The 19,537-nt window shown below is 39.0% G+C and carries 13 protein-coding genes; 4 read left to right on the top strand and 9 right to left on the bottom strand.

The window, feature by feature from the left end:
- Nucleotides 1–133: 133 nt before the first annotated feature.
- The 3 genes from QA584_RS11900 to QA584_RS11890 form a co-directional block, all read right to left on the bottom strand.
- Entirely contained in the window at nt 134–1,831 is a 1,698-nt protein-coding gene (locus QA584_RS11900; protein WP_278274727.1) for a L,D-transpeptidase family protein, read from the bottom strand.
- A 153-nt stretch (nt 1,832–1,984) separates the two neighbouring features.
- Nucleotides 1,985–3,718, bottom strand: a complete 1,734-nt coding sequence (locus QA584_RS11895) for an ABC transporter ATP-binding protein (protein ID WP_278274726.1) — start codon at nt 3,716–3,718, stop codon at nt 1,985–1,987.
- A 15-nt stretch (nt 3,719–3,733) separates the two neighbouring features.
- On the bottom strand, nt 3,734–5,512 hold the full coding sequence (locus tag QA584_RS11890; RefSeq protein WP_278275157.1) for an ABC transporter ATP-binding protein: 1,779 nt from the start codon (nt 5,510–5,512) through the stop codon (nt 3,734–3,736).
- A 156-nt stretch (nt 5,513–5,668) separates the two neighbouring features.
- Between QA584_RS11890 and QA584_RS11885 the strand changes: the two genes are divergently transcribed.
- Together QA584_RS11885 and QA584_RS11880 are read left to right on the top strand one after the other, a co-directional pair.
- On the top strand, nt 5,669–6,253 hold the full coding sequence (locus tag QA584_RS11885; protein WP_278274725.1) for a DedA family protein: 585 nt from the start codon (nt 5,669–5,671) through the stop codon (nt 6,251–6,253).
- Nucleotides 6,254–6,327: 74 nt separating this feature from the next.
- Nucleotides 6,328–9,063, top strand: a complete 2,736-nt coding sequence (locus tag QA584_RS11880) for a calcium-translocating P-type ATPase, PMCA-type (protein ID WP_331487907.1) — start codon at nt 6,328–6,330, stop codon at nt 9,061–9,063.
- Nucleotides 9,064–9,316: 253 nt separating this feature from the next.
- Here the strand turns inward: QA584_RS11880 and QA584_RS11875 are convergent, their stop codons facing one another.
- From QA584_RS11875 to QA584_RS11855, 5 genes are all read right to left on the bottom strand, one after another.
- Entirely contained in the window at nt 9,317–11,026 is a 1,710-nt protein-coding gene (locus tag QA584_RS11875) for a peptide ABC transporter substrate-binding protein (RefSeq protein ID WP_278274724.1), read from the bottom strand.
- A gap of 81 nt (nt 11,027–11,107) precedes the next feature.
- Nucleotides 11,108–12,085 carry an ABC transporter ATP-binding protein gene (locus QA584_RS11870; RefSeq protein ID WP_331487906.1) on the bottom strand — a complete coding sequence of 326 codons (978 nt, stop codon included), beginning with the start codon at nt 12,083–12,085 and terminating at the stop codon, nt 11,108–11,110.
- Nucleotides 12,085–13,083: an ABC transporter ATP-binding protein gene (locus QA584_RS11865; RefSeq protein WP_278274723.1), complete on the bottom strand. Its 999-nt coding sequence runs from the start codon at nt 13,081–13,083 to the stop codon at nt 12,085–12,087. Before QA584_RS11865 ends, QA584_RS11870 begins: the two co-directional genes overlap by 1 nt.
- A 22-nt stretch (nt 13,084–13,105) precedes the next feature.
- Entirely contained in the window at nt 13,106–14,146 is a 1,041-nt protein-coding gene (locus QA584_RS11860) for an ABC transporter permease (RefSeq protein WP_278274722.1), read from the bottom strand.
- 13 nt (nt 14,147–14,159) lie between these two features.
- Nucleotides 14,160–15,077: an ABC transporter permease gene (locus QA584_RS11855; RefSeq protein WP_278274721.1), complete on the bottom strand. Its 918-nt coding sequence runs from the start codon at nt 15,075–15,077 to the stop codon at nt 14,160–14,162.
- A 560-nt stretch (nt 15,078–15,637) separates the two neighbouring features.
- On the opposite strand from QA584_RS11855, the gene QA584_RS11850 reads away from it, so the two are divergent.
- Nucleotides 15,638–15,847: a hypothetical protein gene (locus tag QA584_RS11850; protein WP_278274720.1), complete on the top strand. Its 210-nt coding sequence runs from the start codon at nt 15,638–15,640 to the stop codon at nt 15,845–15,847.
- A 395-nt stretch (nt 15,848–16,242) separates the two neighbouring features.
- Here the strand turns inward: QA584_RS11850 and eno are convergent, their stop codons facing one another.
- Nucleotides 16,243–17,553 carry a phosphopyruvate hydratase gene (gene eno / locus QA584_RS11845; RefSeq protein WP_278274719.1) on the bottom strand — a complete coding sequence of 437 codons (1,311 nt, stop codon included), beginning with the start codon at nt 17,551–17,553 and terminating at the stop codon, nt 16,243–16,245.
- Nucleotides 17,554–17,964: 411 nt separating this feature from the next.
- Between eno and QA584_RS11840 the strand changes: the two genes are divergently transcribed.
- Nucleotides 17,965–19,473, top strand: a complete 1,509-nt coding sequence (locus QA584_RS11840) for a carboxypeptidase M32 (RefSeq protein WP_278274718.1) — start codon at nt 17,965–17,967, stop codon at nt 19,471–19,473.
- Nucleotides 19,474–19,537 lie beyond the last annotated feature (64 nt).

Raw genomic sequence — 19,537 nt, 5'->3', positions numbered from 1 at the left:
AAGGGAGTATCTCAACCATAAGCACTGTTTTCTTCCATTTATTAATACATTATATACGAAGAAACAATCTAGGCTGTAGCAATAATCACAGGTTATACAAATCCGTGCTTCCTAAGACTATAATAAAAAGTCGTTAATTTGCCCCATCCGTCGTATCCGTCTGATCAGTGGTACCAGTCTGATCAGAAGTATCACCTGAATTATCTTTATTACCTGCCTTATCTGTGTTACCGGATTTATCATCAGCAGATTTCGTACTCGGATCAGGTTCTACCGGTTCACCATCTGCTGTAAAATAAGCCGTAATGGAAATTATCTTACCATCATTGTCTTCTATGGAGTAAATAACTTTATATAATACATTATCTCCAGTGCTTATCTTAACAGTAATTTTATCCGTACATTCCTCACTGTCGCTATTGATAGCCGTAACTCCCTGTTTAACGAACTCTTCTGTAATATCTGTACCGGCAGGAATCCCATAATGATTATAAATTCCGTCTATCCTGGCTCCTGCAAAATAAGTAAATTGTACGGTTTCACTGGTGACATTACCAACTTCATCAGCTGCCTTATAGGTTACCGTATAAGCATAATCATCTTTTGCTTTCACCGTTACCTTAACTTTATCCGGTGTCAGCTTGGAATAATCATCTTTTACTTTAACATCCTTTAATGCCAATTTCTTAATTTCCGCACTGCCGGCCTGAAGCTGCTTCAATGTTAATTCCCTATAATAAATACCTTCCAATACCGGTGGTGTCGTGTCAATATGAACAACTGCTTTCGCGGTACCGGTTAATTTGTTTTCTGCTTTAATGGAATAATTAATAACATAGGAATCCTCTTTTCCTTTTGTTATCTTAACTTTGATATCTTTAGCAGAAAGCTTCTTCGTAGACAGATATGCAGTTACACCCTCTAAAGCATATGCCCGGTCTACTACGGTATCTGCTCCAATACTACTGTCAGCTACGCCTACAAGCTTTGGCTTTTCCTTACACTGGTTTACTGTATAAATTACTGTCTTTTCCGCAGTTCTACCAATTTGATCGGTGACCATATACTTTATCTTATATTTTCCTGCTTGATAAACATCCAGGCTACCTTCTACTTTAATCTTTTCGGTAATGTCAGTTCCGGTAGTAGAAGCCGCTTTTACACCGGACAGTAGGTTTGTTTTTACTCCCCAGGCAACCGATTTATTTACTGCGCCGTTAAAGCTTGGGGTTTTGTCCTTAAAAGGGTTTTTACTGCTAGGATCTGTAGGATCCCAGCCTGTACCGGCAGGAAGCTTAATAGTTTCCGGTTTTCCAAGGGGACCGGGTTCTTTAGCATTATAGATTTCAACGGTTGTCCCAAGGGGGCAGTTGTCATAAATCCATTTCACATCTTCTACTGTAAGTCTGATACAGCCGTGGGAGGCTGAAGTACCTAATTTATTATACTGGGTGGATGAAAGAGTCGTTTCATCCATTTTGTAGTACCAAACCGAATGAAACAAAATACCTTTAACTATTCTTGTAGAATATTGTCCCCACACATCTCCCATTAATAACTTCCACCTGTATTTCTCAAGTGTATTATATGTACCAAGCGGCGTATCCGGACCGGTAGAACAAGTCATTGCTTTTACAGGTACTGTATATTTACCCTCTTTATCTTTTCCATACACGGTCACACAATTCTGCTGCTTATTCACCTTTATGTAGTAAGGTGAGGAAGCTTTCGCAGATGTTGGCAACTTCATAATAAAAAGACTAAGAAACAGGCAGCCGATACATAGGATAATCATCTTTCGTAATTTGCGTTTAGTCACAAACCTAGTCATTCTTTACTCCTCATACTAAAGATTTTAAAATTTATGATCATTAAATTTACCATTATTTAGCATCCAAATAATGGTAAATAATATCATCCAATCAGGTAGTCTTAACATAAATGACCTTTGTGCCATTCTTATGTCAAAACTATTTCAAAACTATTAAACTGCAAATTGACTGTTATAAAGTGTATAATAAAAACCTTTCCTCTTAAGCAGTTCTTCATGACTGCCCTGTTCAACAATATCCCCATGCTGTAAAACCAATATGGTATCTGCTTCTTTTATTGTAGACAAACGGTGAGCTATTACAAAACTGGTCCTGCCCTCCATCATTTTGTTAAATGCCTTTTGAATATTAATTTCAGTTCTGGTATCAATGCTGCTGGTAGCTTCATCTAAAATCAGCATAGGCGGATCAATAATCATGACACGGGCTATTGTTAATAACTGTTTCTGTCCCTGGGATAAATTACCCCCGTCTTCCTCTATTCTGGTATCATAACCGTTTGGAAGACGCTTTATAAAGCTGTGTGCCCTGGCAGCTTTGGCAGCGCTAACAATTTCTTCTCTGGTGGCTTCCGGTTTTCCGTAAGCGATATTCTCGGCAACTGTACCGGAAAATAACCAGCTCTCCTGCAATACCATACCAATGGTCCTACGGAGCTTATCTCTGTTGATATGATATATATCTTTTCCGTCTATACTGATTTCTCCGGAATTAACATCATAAAAACGCATTAAAAGATTCACCAGAGTAGTTTTTCCAGAACCGGTTGGGCCTACGATTGCAATCATATTCCCCTTGTCCACCTCTAAATTAAGATTTCTGATAAGCGGCACTTCTTCCCGGTAGGAAAAACTGACCTGCTTAAAACTAACCTTTCCTTCACAATCCAGTAAAGATTCCTCCGGTTTTAATACAGGGGTATCCTCACTTAAGTCTAACAGAAAGAAAATTCGTTCTGCTGAGGCAAAGGCTGACTGTATCTGTGAAGCTATGGCGGTAATTTCATTAATTGGTTTTGCAAACTGGTTGGAATAAGTTAAAAAGCTTGCAATATTACCAACGGATAATCTGCCTGCCACAGCTAAAAAACCACCGATTACCGTTACGGATACATAAGCTATATTATTAATTAGCCTGGTGGTCGGATTGGTCAGGGAGGAATACCATTGGGCTTTTTGACCAGCCTTATACAGTCTGTTATTGATTTCATTAAAGTGTTTCAGAGATTCTTCTTCATATCCAAAGGCATTTACAATTTTCTGGTTTCCAATAATCTCTTCCACATATCCGTTTAGTTCCCCAACGGTCTTTGATTGTTCTGCAAACATCCTTTTAGAATGCTTGGCTATGAAAGAGGCGATAAAAAAGCACAGCGGTGTAATTAATACAACTGCCAGGGTTATGATGGGACTGATTGTTAACATAAAGATAAAACATCCCGCTATGATAACGACTGCCGACATAACCTGTGTGATACCTTGTAACAGACCATCCGAGATTGCATCAATATCATTGGTCAGTCTGCTTATGATGTCCCCATGGGCATTGCCGTCAAAGTATTTTAAGGGAAGTGTATTCAATTTTTCAAAGGCTTCCTTACGGATATCATGAATGGTGTTATAGGAAACAATGCTGCTTACATAAGACATAAGCCACTGGAATACACTGCTTACCAGAAAAAGCACCAATAATTGTATTATTATATGAATTAACCCTTTAAAATCCACCTGGCTGACACCTACTATCTTATCGATTGCATGTCCGGTAAGAAGGGGTGTAAATATAGATATGGTATTACCCAATAAAGCAAAAATAAATACAACTGTTAAAAGGGCTTTATATCTGCCCACATAGCCCCATAGCCGTCTTAATAGAGATTTTTTCATGGTATGCTCCTTTTCTTATCCTTCCGATTTCTGCATTTCCTGTGACTGACAGATTTCTTTGTATACTTCACAGTTCATTAGCAGTTCCTCATGTTTTCCGATACCTGCAATCTCGCCTTCGTTCATAACAAGGATCTGATCTGCATTTTTTATGGTACTGGCTCTCTGGGATACTATAAAAGTAGTCATCTCCCCTGTGTTTCGTTTAATGGCTTTTCTGAGTGCGGCATCCGTTGCAAAATCCAGGGCATTAAAGCTGTCATCTAATATGAGAATATCCGGTCTTCTGACCAGTGCCCTGGCTATGGTGATTCGCTGTCTCTGCCCACCGGACACATTAACGCCGCCCCGTAATATCCTGGTTTCATACCCGTCTGGGATTTCTTTAATAAACTCATCCGCTTGTGCAATTTTTGCCGCATTACGAACTTCTTCTTCTGTGGCATCAATTTTCCCCCACCTGATATTCTCAGAGATGGTACCGGAAAACAATACTGACTTTTGCGGAACGATACCGATTTTATTTCTTAAAGTTTGAAGCGGATAATCTCTTACATCTACTCCGTCTACCAGCACACTTCCACTGCTTACATCATAGAACCTGGGTATTAAGTTAATAACACTGGTTTTACCGGAACCTGTTCCTCCGATAATACCTATGGTTTCACCACGTTTTACCCGAAAAGTTATAGGTCCGATATCAGGGCTGTTATCCGAAGCATCTAAAAGTTCCTTCTCTTTATTTATATGCGCTTTATAGGACATGGATACATCTTTAAATTCAACAATGATATCACTGAAAGCTTCCTCTGCCTTTTCTGAATCCATCCCATCTTTTGTACTTACTATACTTGCTTTGGTTTCAAACACTTCAATAACCCGGCCGGCAGAAGCATACGCTTTTGTAAATATAACTACAAGATTTGAAATGACAATCAATGCAGCCAGAATCTGGGTTACATATCCGATAAATGCAATTACTTCTCCGGTAGCCATATTGCCTGCATTAACCCGGATACCGCCAAACCAGATGATAGCACCGATGGCTAAATTCATAACCAGGCTGGTTAAAGGATTTAACAGCGCAGAAACCTTTCCTACTAAAATTGCATTATCAGAATATTCTCTGTTACGCTTTCCAAATCGTTTACTTTCATAATCTGTTCTTGCAAAAGCACGGATAACCCGGACTCCGTTTAAATTCTCCCGAAGTACCAGGGCAATCTGATCTAATTTATTCTGAACTGCCCGGTATAAAGGAACCGTCTTCATCATGGTAAGAAAAAGTATGAGAACAAAAACAGGTAAGACAATAACCATAATAACCGACAGTTTTACATCCAGGACAAAGGCCATAACCAAACCACCAATACACAAAAATGGTGCACGGATGACAAGGCGGATCAACATTGCCACTGCAAGCTGTACCTGGTTGATGTCGTTGGTAATACGGTTTATTAATGATGCTGTCCCAAATTGGTCCAGTTCGGTATTAGACAATGTTCCAATATGTTTAAACATGGCATTCCTGATATCGGTTCCAACTCCCTGAGACACTAAAGACGCACTGTACTGACAGATTAAGGCACATATAATTCCAATAATAGCAGTGCCAAGCATAACACCACCCATCATAAGAATATATCTCTTATCCCTGCCGGCAACTCCAACGTCAATCACTTTTGACATGAAATAAGGCAGAAACAATTCCAGAATTGCTTCAAAAAGCTTAAAACTAGGACCTATAATCAAAAGTTTCGTATATGGCTTTAAAAACCTCGTAAGCTGCTTCATCATGTACACCTCAATAAGTATTCTTATATTATTAATCAGATAAAAACCCAATTGCCATAAATTATACCATTCTTTCAAGGATTTGTTAATACCAAAGTTAATCATGTTTAAACTTTATTGCTAATATATTGTATAAATTTGGCTTTAGGAGTTGAAATGAGCTTTTTTACCAACTTAATTAATGAATATGGCTTATTAGCAATGTTTCTAATTATTTTAATTGAATATGCCTGTTTTCCCTTATCCAGTGAAATTGTACTTCCTTTTTCTGGTGCCGTGGCTTCCTTACAGCATATTAATTTTTTAACCATACTGTCCCTTAGTGTTCTGGCAGGTCTGATCGGTACCAGCTTCTGCTATCTGATTGGCCGCCTGGGAGGCGGTGCATTAATAAACCGCTTAATCAGTAAATTCCCAAAGGCTGAAAAAGGAATTCTCTCCTCCCAGGCTAAATTTAAACAATACGGTGACCTGGCTGTGTGTTTCGGACGCTTAATTCCTATCTGCCGCACCTATATTGCATTTATAGCCGGTGCCGCAGGGCAGAGTTTCATATCTTATCTTATCTCCTCTTTTGCAGGAATTACCATCTGGAATACCATATTAATAGGTCTTGGTTATTATCTGCGTGAAAACTGGGATATTGTCGGTGGTTATTATACCCGTTATAAGGACGTTATATTGCCTTTCGTTGTATTTATCGGATTATCTCTGCTTGTTCATGTAAGGAAAGACAAGTGAATTGTTTTTGCACATGCCTCATATAATTAGCTAAGACATACTGAAAAAAATATTGACTTAACACGGGGGTTTATATGATGAACTGGCATAATATCACAAAAGAGGAAACCTTAAAACTACTGGAGAGCTCACAAACAGAGGGTTTATCTAAAAAGGACGTAATAAAAAGGCAAAAAAAATATGGACTTAATATATTAGACTCAAAAAAGAAAAAGAGTGTATTAATAAAGTTTTTCAGTCAATTTAAAGACTTTATGATTATTACTTTAATCTGTGCAGCCTTGGTGTCTTTCCTCGTTTCCCTGTTACACGGAAACCTGGATTTCGTTGATCCAATCATAATCATGTTAATCATTACTTTAAATGCGATTCTGGGTGTCATGCAGGAAACCAAAGCAGAAAAATCCCTGGAAGCCTTACAGAAAATGTCTGCACCATCTGCCCAGGTCTTACGGGACCACGAAATTATATCTGTCGATGCGAAAGATTTAGTACCTGGTGATATCGTCTATCTGGAAACCGGACATTTTGTACCGGCAGATGCCAGATTATTAACCGCTGTAAACCTGCGGATTGAAGAAGCCTCTTTAACAGGTGAATCCCATCCCGTTGAAAAAGAAGCAGATCTCGTATTAAAGGAAGATACTCTTTTAGCTGACCGCCATAACATGGTTATGGCAACCGGAGTGGTAACTTATGGCAGAGGAACCGCAGTGGTTACCGCAACCGGTATGAATACAGAAGTCGGTCATATTGCCCGGTTAATTATGGAGGACGAAACACCTATGACTCCTCTTCAAAAACGGCTGGCAGGAACGGGAAAAGCCCTGGGGATAGCAGCTTTACTAATCTGTGTCGTTATTTTTCTCTTAGGAATACTAAAAAGCCGCCCTGTTTTTGATATGTTCATGACCTCTGTCAGTCTGGCGGTTGCTGCGATTCCGGAAGGTCTTCCGGCAATTGTAACCATTATGCTCTCTTTAGGTGTCCAGCGTATGGCTAAGAAAAATGCAGTCATCCGTAAGCTCCCTGCAGTTGAAACCCTTGGCAGTGCTACTGTTATTTGTTCCGATAAAACCGGTACATTAACCCAAAACAAAATGACAGTAACGGAATTAGCCTCCTATCAGGGTAAAGAACAGCCTGACAGCCTGTTCAGTAAGTTCTTACTATCACTGGCTTCTCTTTGTAATGATTCCATCCTTCAGGTATCCGGTAAAGGAAAACGGTCAGGGGTTACCGCTACCGGTGAACCTACGGAAAAAGCGTTAATTATGGCAGCTTACCATATTGATTTATTAAAGCCAAAACTTGACAGCACGAACCCTAGAATCTTTGAAATCCCCTTTGATTCAACCAGAAAGCTGATGACAACCGTACATAATTATCCTTCGGGCAATATAAGAAGCATAACAAAAGGGGCCTTTGATGTCTTAATCAATAAATGCTCCTATATCTATCAAAATGGAAAGCAGGTTCCCATCACAAAAGTCCACCTGCAGTCAGTCAATAAGTTAAACGAGAATATGGCTGAACGAGCCTTAAGAGTCCTAGCAGTTGCTTATAAGGATATTGGCTCTGCCACAGTACTGCACAATCATACTGCTCCTGACAGAAATACCACAGAGCAAATCTGTAATTTTTTAGAAACCGGACTCACTCTGGTAGGTTTAATTGGTATGATCGATCCACCAAGGGAAGAAGTTGCAGATGCAGTATTAACCTGCCAAATGGCAGGCATAAAGCCGGTTATGATTACCGGTGACCACGTATCCACAGCCTGCGCTATAGCAAAGGAACTAGGTATCATGTCTGCCGAGGATTCCGCTATGACCGGTCAGGAATTAAGTCAGATGAATCAAGATACCCTTATTGAGCAGATTCCTCGCTATTGTGTATTTGCAAGAGTTTCACCGGAACATAAGGTCCGTATTGTAAAAGCCTTCCAGGCCAGAGGAGAAGTCGTAGCCATGACCGGTGATGGTGTTAATGATGCACCTGCCTTAAAAGCTGCCGATATCGGATGTGCTATGGGTATTACCGGAACAGATGTGGCAAAAAATGCTGCCGATATGATATTAACCGATGATAATTTTGCAACCATAGTATCTGCCGTTCAGGAAGGCCGGGGCATATATGATAATATCAAAAAAGCAATCCACTTTCTCCTATCCTGTAATATTGGAGAGATTATTACCATATTTACTGCTATCCTATTAGGTCTGCCATCTCCTTTGTTAGCTGTTCAGCTGTTGTGGGTCAATTTAGTTACCGACTCCCTTCCTGCCATCTCGTTAGGTATGGAACCAGCTGCAAAGGATATTATGAGAAAAAAACCAATACCTCAGAATAAAGGCATGTTTGCAGACGGTTTGGTATTTAAGATTATAATTGAAGGTATCCTTATTGGTTTCTTGGCCTTACTGGCCTTTATTATAGGTATTCGGGTTTATGACAGCCAAAGTATCAGCGATACCCTTTTAAGGCATGGCACTACTGTGGAAATAGCCGGCAATATTACCCCTTATATTGGCCGTACCATGGCTTTTGCCGTATTAAGCCTTTCTCAGTTATTCCACTCCTTTAATATGCGGAGTGAACATTCCTTAACAAAAATTGGATTTTTCTCCAATATGCAGCTAATCCTGTCCTTTATCGTATGCTCCTTCTTACAGATTATTGTAATCTCCTTTGAACCTTTAGCTGCTATTTTCAAGGTAGTACCTTTAAACGCTGCACAGTGGTCCGTAGTCCTTGTTTTATCCTTTATGCCTATTGTGGTGGTAGAACTGCAAAAAGGGAAGAAATAAATATTTCCTGCCTGAGCGGTCAGACTCTAATACTGCCGCCAGACCAGAAAGTGACAATCTTCCAGATACACATTTTATGCATCTCCTACGGGTTTATCTCATTATACTAATTATGTTTTATTATACAAAAAGAGAGTTGATAATAGCTGTATATCAGCAAATCATCAACTCTCTTTCTTAAATCATAATTTTTATTAAACCTGACTCCTCAGCCTTAATAAAATATTAAATTGAATACTGTTGCAAATTACTATTATTCTGCAATATCAGCATACTGGAAGTACCAGTATCCATAAGGAGAATGCCAGGAACCAGTAATCTTGCTGCTCTGCAGATAGAAGTCATTATAATAAGCAATAGGAATAATGCCAGCATCTTTCATAACAGTATCTTCAGCCTGGTGAAGTAAATCGGAACGAGTCTTAGGATCTGTTTCAGCGGCTGCTTTGTCCATTAATGCATCATAGTCAGGATTGCTGTACTTAGCATTGTTATTACCATTTGTACTAACCATTAATTCTAACATATTGGAAGGATCATTATAGTCAAATAACCATCCATCACGGCTTGCTTCATAGTCACCAGCACGACGCATAGGAGTGAAGGAAGCCCATTCAACTACGTTAACGTTCATAGTAATACCAAGTTCTTTCCAAGCCTTTTGTAAATACTGAGCTACTACTTTGTGATAACCAGAATCATTGATAGAGTAATTAATAACCGGGAAACCTTTACCTTCAGGATATCCTGCGTCTGCTAACAATTGTTTTGCTTTTGCAAGGTTGCCTTGGAAATCACCAAGATCAATATAAGGTTTTCCACCGTTAGCATTATCCATAAATGGACTGCCATCCCAGTCAACAACACCGGTACCAATGAAGTTAGGAGCTGCTGTATAGGTTTTCTGCATTAAGGTTTCGGCAACATAGTTTCTGTCAATTGCAAGACTTAAAGCTTGACGTACCCTAGAATCTGAGAACTGAGGTAACGTATTGTTAAGGTCAAGGTAGTAAGTTCCTAAAAGGGGATCAATATGGAAGTCTTCTTTTCCTTGAAGGGAAGGAATTTCTGCAGTAGGTACATCTTTAATCATCATTGCTGTTTTATCCTGATAAGCTGCATAAGAAGCGTTGGCATCTTCAATCAGAAGGAGTTTGATGGAATCCAGTTTGATGGATCCCGCATCACGGTAATTAGGGTTCTTCTTGAAAAGAATGTAAGAGCTTGGTACCCATTCACTGATATAAAAAGGTCCGTTACAGATATAAGTTTCAGGTTTAGTTGCCCAAGCATCGCCATTGGCTTCAATAGTTGCCTGGTTAACAGGACTTAAAACACCAAATGCCGCAAGTTTGTCAAAGTAAGCACATGGATGAGAAAGTTCAACCTTGAAAGTAGTATCATCAGGTGCGGATACACCTAAAGCATCTGGATTACCAGCTGCTGCTTCATCAAAGCCTTTTACCATACCAAGAACGGTTTCACCATAAGGAGCTGCGGTATTCGGATCAGCAACACGTTTCCAGCTGTATACGAAGTCTTTTGCTGTTAAAGGTGAACCATCAGACCATTTAAGACCACTGCGTAATTTAAAAGTCCAAGTCAGACCATCTGGGCTTACTTCATAAGATTCAGCAGCGCCTGGGATAATCTTATTGTCTTTATCAATATTTAACAGACAGTCAAATGCAAATAAAAGCATGTTACCACCATCAACGGAACTGTTAAGTGCAGGGTCGATAGTTTCAGGGTTAGGACCGATTTGTGCAACAAGCTGTTTTGCTGCACCGCTGTCTCCGCTGTCACCACTGGTGTTAGCGTCGGTTGTGCTGCTGGTATTACTGCTGGTGTTACTGCTGGTGTTACCGTTATTGTCGCTAGTGTCTGTTTTTTTGCCGCAGGCAGCCAGAACGGTAGTAGCCAACATAACAAGTACTAAGAAAAATGAGATTTTTCTTTTCATAAATTTCCCTCCTTAATTTTTAGGTTATATACAATTCACCCCAGTTTATTTGGGGTGAGATTGGGCAGAATTATACCGTGGCTATTTAACACGGTCCAGGTGATGACAGGCTGCAAAGTGACCGGTAGAAACTTCTTTCCACTCCGGTTCTTTCGCTGCACACTGCTCATCCGCATAAGGACAACGGGTACGGAAACGGCAGCCGGATGGCGGATTTACAGGGCTTGGGACATCACCTTTTAAAACAATACGTTTGTTTTCTCTTGAGGAAACCGGATCTGCAACGGGGATAGCAGATATCAAACTGCGGGTATAAGGATGAACACTGTGGGTAGTTAATTCATAACTATCTGCCAGTTCCACCAATTTACCTAAATACATAACACCAATACGGTTGGAGATATGCTTTACAACGCTTAAGTTATGGGAAATGAACAGATAAGTCAAGTCCATTCTATCCTGAAGTTCCTCAAACATATTTACAACCTGTGCCTGGATGGATACATCCAGAGCAGAGATAGGTTCATCACATACTATGAATTCCGGATTTACCGCTAAAGCACGGGCAATACCGACACGTTGGCGCTGACCGCCGGAAAATTCATGGGGGTAACGGTTGGCATGTTCTGTATTCAGTCCAACCAGACTTAACAGTTCTACAATACGGTCACGGCGTTCTTTTGCATTCGCCGCAAGTTTATGAATATCAATCGCTTCTCCTACAATATCTCCCACTGTCATACGGGGATCTAAGCTAGCATAGGGATCCTGAAAAACAATCTGCATTTTACGTCTGTACGGAAGCATGTTAACATGCGTAATATCAGTTCCATCATATATAATTTTACCTTCGGTGGGTTCATGAAGGCGGAGCAGGGTACGTCCTGTGGTAGTCTTACCGCAGCCGGACTCACCTACAAGCCCAAGAGTTTCTCCTTTATTGACAAAGAAGGAAACATCATCTACTGCTTTTACGACTTTTTTATCAAAATAGCCACTTCCGTGTACAGGGAAGTATTGCTTAAGATGCTGTACCTCGACTAGTTTTTTCTTTTCCATCAGGCTTGCGCCTCCTTTTCAAATTTAGCCTTATCTAGCAGCCAGCAGGCACTGTAATGATCCTTATCCACATGGGTATATTCCGGCATGGTACGCAGACAGATTTTCATACAGGAGTTGCAGCGGGGTGCAAAAGGACATCCTGCCGGAGGATTTAACATATCTACCGGCTGACCTTCGATTGGCACCAGTTTCTTATGTTCCTCATCATTAATATTAGGCACACTTAAAAGCAGCCCCTTTGTATATTCATGGGACGGGTGATAGAATATATCATCTGTTGTTCCCGTCTCTACTACCTTTCCTGCATACATTACGGCAATACGGTCACACATACCGGCTACAACACCTAAATCATGTGTGATAAGTATAATTGCCATTCCAAGCTTCTGCTTAAGTTCTGTCATCAGCTCCAGAATCTGAGCCTGAATCGTAACGTCAAGTGCTGTAGTTGGTTCATCGGCAATAAGCAGCTTCGGTTCACAGGCAAGTGCCATGGCAATCATAACACGCTGACGCATACCTCCTGAAAGCTCATGAGGATACTGTTTCAGACGTTTTCCTGGTTCATTGATACCAACCAGCTGTAAAAGTTCTTTTGCTCTTTCCTGAGCCTGTTTTTTATTTTTATCGGTATGAAGAAGAATTGCTTCCATAATCTGGTTTCCTACTGTATAAACAGGATTTAAACTGGTCATGGGATCCTGGAAGATAATAGATACTTCATTACCTCTCATTTTGCGCATTTCACGTTCTGTCATCATATTCACATGATGACCATTAAAATAAATATCTCCGCCAATCATACGACCGGGATGTGCTGTTAAGCCCATTAAGCTGTAAGCAGTTACAGACTTGCCGGAACCACTTTCACCTACAATACCCAGTACTTCGCCTTCACGGACGGACAGGGAAACATCATTGAGCGACTTGACTTCACCGGCTGGGGTGAAGAAAGAGAGGCGCTCATTTTGTATATCTACTAAAAATTCACTCATATAATTTACTCCTCTCCATTTCTTAGCTCTTCATCTTAGGGTCAAAGGCATCTCTAAGTCCATCACCAAATAAGTTAAAGCTTAAAATGATAAGACTGATCATGATAGCAGGTGCTAAAAGCAAATATGGATAAGTATTAATACCATTAACCGCATCACTGGCTAAGGAACCCAGAGACGGTAATGGAATGGCAACACCCAGTCCAAGGAAGCTTAAGAAGCTTTCTGTAAAAATGGATGAAGGAATCTGCAATGTAGTTGTAACAATTAAAGTACCAATACAGTTAGTCAAGAGGTGTCTGCGGATTATTCTTCCATTGCTTGCGCCTAAGGCTCTGGCTGCAGTTACATATTCGCTCTGTTTTAAGGTAAGCACCTGGCTTCTTACGATACGTGCCATACCTACCCAGTATAATAAAGCAAATACTAAGAAGATACTAATTAAATTAACACCGATAACCTGAATCCAATGAAATCCGGGCAGTGTGGCTAATTTGTTCATAGGCTCCTTGATAGCAAAGGATATCAAAACGATAAGTAAAATGTCTGGAACCGTATATACAATATCCGCGATACGCATCATGATCATATCTGTCCAACCGCCAAAGAAACCGGCAATCGCACCAAAGGTAGATCCGATTACTAATATAAGAGCAGATGCAATTAATCCAACCAATAAGGAGATACGACTGCCTACCATTAAGCGGACAGCATAATCACGACCGAGATTGTCCGTTCCTAAGATATGAGGGAAAACCTTCTCTCCGGAATCGATACGGGCTTGTTCCTGTACAGAATAAGTCATCGGTCTTAAGTACTCCGAACCCTGTATCTGTTCATCATATTTGTAAGCATAAAAACTAGGTACAATAAATGCAAGAAGCATTACTATTATAATAACGGCAAGACTTACCATTGCCACTTTATTTTTCTTTAAGCGGTTTATCGCATCTTTCCAGAAGCTGACACTTGGGCGCAGCTGTACCAGACTCTGCTTTTCATCATCAGAAGCAGGGAGAAAATCGTCCACCTTCAACTGAAAACTGAATGTATTCTGTTTCATTATATATTCCTCCTCAATTCAGCTGAATACGTGGGTCAATCAGTTTATAAACGATATCCACTATTGTATTCATAACAATTACTAACGTAGCAAGAAAAATTGTAGTTCCCATAATAACGGTATAATCACGGTTCATGATGGAACTAACAAACTGACCTCCAAGGCCGGGAATAACAAAAATCTTTTCTACAATAAAGCTGCCTGTAAGAGTATAAGCTAATAATGGTCCTACATAAGTAACAACCGGCAGAATCGCATTACGTAACGCATGTTTAAAAATGGAAAGAAACTGTGACACACCTTTTGACTTGGCCGTACGTATGTAGTCCTGACCAATTACATCTAGCATGGAAGAACGCATCAACCGAGTGATATAGGCTGTCGGATAAAAGGAAAGTGCAAAGACCGGTAAAACATAATGTAGCGGTGAAGTTAAACCCATGGTCGGCAGTATTCCCAAATGAACACCGAATACATACATCCCCACCGTACAGATTACAAAGCTTGGTACCGCAATACCACCGGTAGCAATGACTATAATAAGATTATCCAGCCACTTTCCACGATTAATTGCAGCTAAACTGCCCAGTGGAATACCGATAAATAAAGCCACCAGTACGGAGATTCCTCCAAGTCTTGCTGATACAGGGAATTTGCTTGTAATTATTCCTGCAACATCACGACCACGCTGCTTTAAGCTGAGACCGAAGTCACCATGAATAATATTCACCATATAATTTTTATATTGCACAATCAGTGGTTTATCTAACCCAAATTTTTCATAAAGGGCTTGCTGTGCCTGCTTGCTGATGGATTTTTCCGCAACGAAGGGACCGCCCGGTACCAGATTCATCAGAAAAAAAGTAATGGTTGCTACTAAAAATATAGTCACTATAGCTGCACTCACTCTTTTGAGAATGTATTTACCCATACAATAACCTACCTTTTTATCTTTTATATTATTTGACGACATGCTGCATATTTAACTGTATAAAGTATAATAATACCCAAAAAGGATAATTTTTCCAAGATAACAAAAAATTGCACACCCAATATGTAAAAATACACACATCTTTGTGCAATTCAAATCCTTTATACGGATATATAAGTGATATACATATTAAGTATAAGAAATACATATCATCTTTACAAGGTAAAATAATACTCAAAAACATGACAAATGTCAAGTAAATTTAATAACTTTTATAAATCGTATACACTTCCAAATAGCGCCAAAACAAAGAAAATGCATACTTTTACATAGGATTGTATTTAAAATGTATTTTTGTATTTCGGTATTCTTGCATTATAACTTATGTTCAGAAGCCAATAAAAATGCATAAATCAGGTATCTGTGTAATTAAGTGTAATTAAATACATTAAAAAGTTTAAATATACAAGTTGATTATCTTAGCGAAACGAGCTATAGTATTAGTAGAAAGTTTATCGGAAATTGTCGAATGACTCAAATATATATAGGGGGTAGCTCTATTGAACAGCAACGAACTTAGGAAATTAAGAGACAAAAGCCCATATGAGAATATTATGGATGGTAACTTTGCCATGTATGATAATGTAAGCTATCAGCGAGATATCAATATATGCGGTCCGGAAACCCTAGCCTTACAAAGTGGTAATATTATTAAATATTACCGCTGTAATCTAATGGAAGCTTTTCTAATTACTACTGCTAAAGAATAAATTAACATAGTACACCTTGATACAAATAAAAAGCTTCTGCAGACAGGATATATATACCTGCTCATGCAGAAGCTTTTTACAAATCATCTTATACTAATTGTCCAGTTTCTAATTCATTTCCGTTTGAATTTAATAATGGTTCACAATTCACAATCCAGAATGTATACATGAATACGTTTTATCTTCACTTTAAACCAGATGATAAAATACTTATTATGATGTGAAATACATTTTATAGTTTGTTGGATAACTGTTAACATGAAAGGAGTCCCTTAGAAAATATATACAATAAAATACAATCTTTACTCCTGGCATTTAATCTAATAACTGATACAGTAAACCAGTTCCGGTTTCATACCAGATATAGGATTCCATAAATAGGTTTAACCTTGTATTTATTTAATTTTAAAAGCGTTCTTGCCAAGGTACTGTGCAGTATCTCCTAATTGGTATTCAATCCTTAATAACCGGTTATACTTAGCCACACGGTCACTTCTGCTGGGCGCACCTGTTTTGATCTGCCCTGCATTGGTTGCTACGGCTATGTCAGCCAGGGTCACATCTTCTGTTTCACCGGATCTATGGGAAACAATAGCCGTCCAGCCGTTGTTTTTAGCCATCTCGATAGCTTCCAGTGTTTCTGTAAGCGTACCAATCTGATTAAATTTAATCAGTACGGAATTAGAAATTCCAAGTCCCATACCCTCGTTTATACGTTTCGTATTCGTAACAAATAAATCATCGCCTACTAGCTGGATTCTTCCACCCAATCGATCGGTAAGTTTCTTCCAGCCTGAAAAATCTTCTTCTGCAAGACCATCTTCTATTGACATAATCGGATAACGGTTGCATAAGTCCTCCAGATAATCAATCATGGTATCAACGGTCTTATATTCGCCTGCTTTCCAGAATAAGTACTCTCCTTCTCTGCCAGCCTTTTTCGCTTCCTCATACATCTCTGTGGAAGCTACATCCATAGCAATATAAAAATCCTTACCTGGTTCATATCCAGCTTCTTTAATTGCCTTTACAATGTAATCAAGGGCTTCGTCGTCACTGCCAAACTTAGGAGCGAAACCACCTTCATCACCAACTGCCGTTACATAACCATCCGCTTTTAGCAGTTTTTTTAAGGTATGGAATACGGTTGTGCTCCATTCAAGTCCAGCCGAAAAGGATGGTGCCCCTACCGGCATAATCATAAATTCCTGGATATTTAAACTGGAATCTGCGTGTTTACCTCCGTTAATGATATTCATCATAGGTACCGGCAATACTTTTGCATTCACTCCGCCAATGTACTGATAAAGTGGCAGGTCAAGGGATTCCGCTGCTGCTTTTGCTACTGCCAGGGAAGCACCTAATATGGCATTGGCACCTAAACGACCTTTGTTATCCGTACCATCAAGCTCTATCATCTTTTTATCAATTTCAACCTGATTCAATGCATTCATGCCGATTAATGCCTGGGCAATTTCTGTATTAACATTTTTAACTGCGTTTAATACCCCCTGCCCTAAATATCTTTTTTTATCATTATCCCTGAGTTCAACTGCTTCGAAGGCTCCTGTGGAGGCACCGGAGGGAACTGCTGCCCTGCCAAGACTTCCGTCTGCCAATACAACTTCTACTTCTACCGTTGGATTTCCTCTGGAATCAAGTATTTCTCTGCCTACAACTTTTTCTATTGCTAAATTCTTTCTCATCGTGTTCTCCTTCTTTCTAAATTTCTCTAAATTATGTTTTGGTAAATTTTATTACCGGGTCTGAATTACTTCACATTATGCTATCACCGTAAATGTCCAATTATAGTATAAACACTGTCTGCAAATGTATGCACTATGTGAGGATATGGAATGTACTTTATATTTTATTTAATCAGTTGCATATTTAGAAGATAGGACATCTTCTATCTTTATTATACCATAACCTCTGAAAAAAGTTGTACATATTTTGGTAGTTTTCCTACATTTTTTTGGAAATTTTAATTTATTCAACGACCCAATTTATTGATATTTTAAGGAACAATATGATATACTAAATGCAGACTCACAAAGAAGAAAAAATTAAAAAAGAAAGGTGTATTGCAAGTGGACTTGCGATGCAACGGGTGTATCATGAATAAAAATTATGAAGAGTTATCAAAGAAGATAGAAAAATGTATGGCTTTTCAGGCGGCTCTTACATTATTTGAATGGGATGCGGAGACATTGGCTCCGGAGGAGTCTATGGAGTATACTTCCAAGACAATTGGTATTCTTTCTAATGAATTCTTTACCAGTTTAATTAATGACGAGGTAAAAAAACTCATTCGTAAGCTCAGTGATGATAAGGAACACGAAACCCTTGATTTCAACCAGAAAGCTATCGTAAAAGAAATCAAAAAATCCATTGAAGAACTGGAACATATTCCTCCGGAAGAATATCAGGCCTTTAGTGAACTAACCGCAAAAGCCTCTGGGATCTGGTCGAGAGCTAAAAATAAGAAAAGTTTTGCTGATTTTTCAGAAACTCTGGACGAAATTATTATGTATCGTAAGAAATTTGCAGGGTACCGTGCTAAAAATAAGGAAAAGCTCTATGATATTTTATTAAACGATTTTGAAGAAGGCTTTAATATGGAAAAACTGGATGAATTCTTTGGCAAAATCAAAGAAGCCGTTATTCCTTTGTTAAAAGAAGTCACTAAGAGAAAGGATACCATTGATAAATCTTATAATCACAAATATTATGATGTAGAGAAACAAAAAGAATTCTGCCGCTATGTCAGCGGTTACGTAGGATTTGATTTTAACCGCGGTGTTATAGCAGAAAGTGCTCATCCCTTCACTACTAATCTTCATAATCATGACGTCCGCATTACCAATCATTTTCATGAAGACAACTTGGAAAGTGCTATCTTTTCTATTATACATGAAAGCGGTCATGGTATCTATGAGATGCATATTGACGATGCCATTACCCAGACACCGGTTGGAACCGGAACCTCCATGGGTATGCATGAGTCCCAGTCCCGATTCTTTGAGAATGTAATCGGAAGAAGCGAAGCATTTTGGAAACCGTTGTTTCCCAAGCTGAAAGAAACCTTCCCTGAGCAGTTAAAGGAGGTTACCTTAGAGCATTTTATCAAAGGGATTAATAAAGCTGCTCCAGGTTTCATCCGTACGGAGGCTGATGAATTGTCTTATTCTCTTCATATTATTATCCGTTATGAAATTGAGAAAATGATCTTTGCTGATGAGCTAAAAATCGAAGATCTTCCAAAAGTCTGGAATGAAAAATACAAAAAATATATGGGAATTGAACCGGAGAATGATGCAATTGGTGTTTTACAGGACATCCACTGGGCCGGCGGCAGCTTCGGCTACTTTCCCTCCTATGCAATCGGAAGTGCTATTGCCGCGCAGATTTATTATCATATGAACTCGATTATGCCAATTGATGAATACTTAACAGCCGGAAATCTTACTCCAATTCGGGAATATTTAAATAATCACATCCATAAATACGGTAAAACCAAAAATACCAATGAAATTTTAACAGAAATGATGGGTGAAGAATTAAATGCAGACTATTATGTCAAATATCTGACCGAAAAATACAATAAGTTATATGAATTGAATTAATATAATTTTTTTGTCTGCTTCATATTGAAAAAAAGCTTTTTTCATTGTATAATTAATCTAATTT

Source organism: Anaerocolumna sp. AGMB13025, from assembly GCF_029689925.1.
Lineage (GTDB): Bacteria > Bacillota > Clostridia > Lachnospirales > Lachnospiraceae > Anaerocolumna.
Note: the sequence above shows the minus strand (reverse complement) of the source record. Positions and strands in the feature narration are given on the sequence as shown.

What these genes read in the sequence shown, in the direction of transcription:
- QA584_RS11875 (WP_278274724.1), bottom strand. Translation starts at nt 11,026, where the DNA reads ATGAAAAGAAAAATCTCATTTTTCTTAGTACTTGTTATGTTGGCTACT.
- QA584_RS11860 (WP_278274722.1), bottom strand. Translation starts at nt 14,146, where the DNA reads ATGAAACAGAATACATTCAGTTTTCAGTTGAAGGTGGACGATTTTCTC.
- QA584_RS11885 (WP_278274725.1), top strand. Translation starts at nt 5,669, where the DNA reads ATGAGCTTTTTTACCAACTTAATTAATGAATATGGCTTATTAGCAATG.
- QA584_RS11880 (WP_331487907.1), top strand. Translation starts at nt 6,328, where the DNA reads ATGATGAACTGGCATAATATCACAAAAGAGGAAACCTTAAAACTACTG.
- QA584_RS11895 (WP_278274726.1), bottom strand. Translation starts at nt 3,718, where the DNA reads ATGAAAAAATCTCTATTAAGACGGCTATGGGGCTATGTGGGCAGATAT.
- eno (WP_278274719.1), bottom strand. Translation starts at nt 17,553, where the DNA reads ATGAGAAAGAATTTAGCAATAGAAAAAGTTGTAGGCAGAGAAATACTT.
- QA584_RS11890 (WP_278275157.1), bottom strand. Translation starts at nt 5,512, where the DNA reads ATGAAGCAGCTTACGAGGTTTTTAAAGCCATATACGAAACTTTTGATT.
- QA584_RS11865 (WP_278274723.1), bottom strand. Translation starts at nt 13,083, where the DNA reads ATGAGTGAATTTTTAGTAGATATACAAAATGAGCGCCTCTCTTTCTTC.
- QA584_RS11855 (WP_278274721.1), bottom strand. Translation starts at nt 15,077, where the DNA reads ATGGGTAAATACATTCTCAAAAGAGTGAGTGCAGCTATAGTGACTATA.
- QA584_RS11870 (WP_331487906.1), bottom strand. Translation starts at nt 12,085, where the DNA reads ATGGAAAAGAAAAAACTAGTCGAGGTACAGCATCTTAAGCAATACTTC.
- QA584_RS11900 (WP_278274727.1), bottom strand. Translation starts at nt 1,831, where the DNA reads ATGACTAGGTTTGTGACTAAACGCAAATTACGAAAGATGATTATCCTA.
- QA584_RS11840 (WP_278274718.1), top strand. Translation starts at nt 17,965, where the DNA reads ATGAATAAAAATTATGAAGAGTTATCAAAGAAGATAGAAAAATGTATG.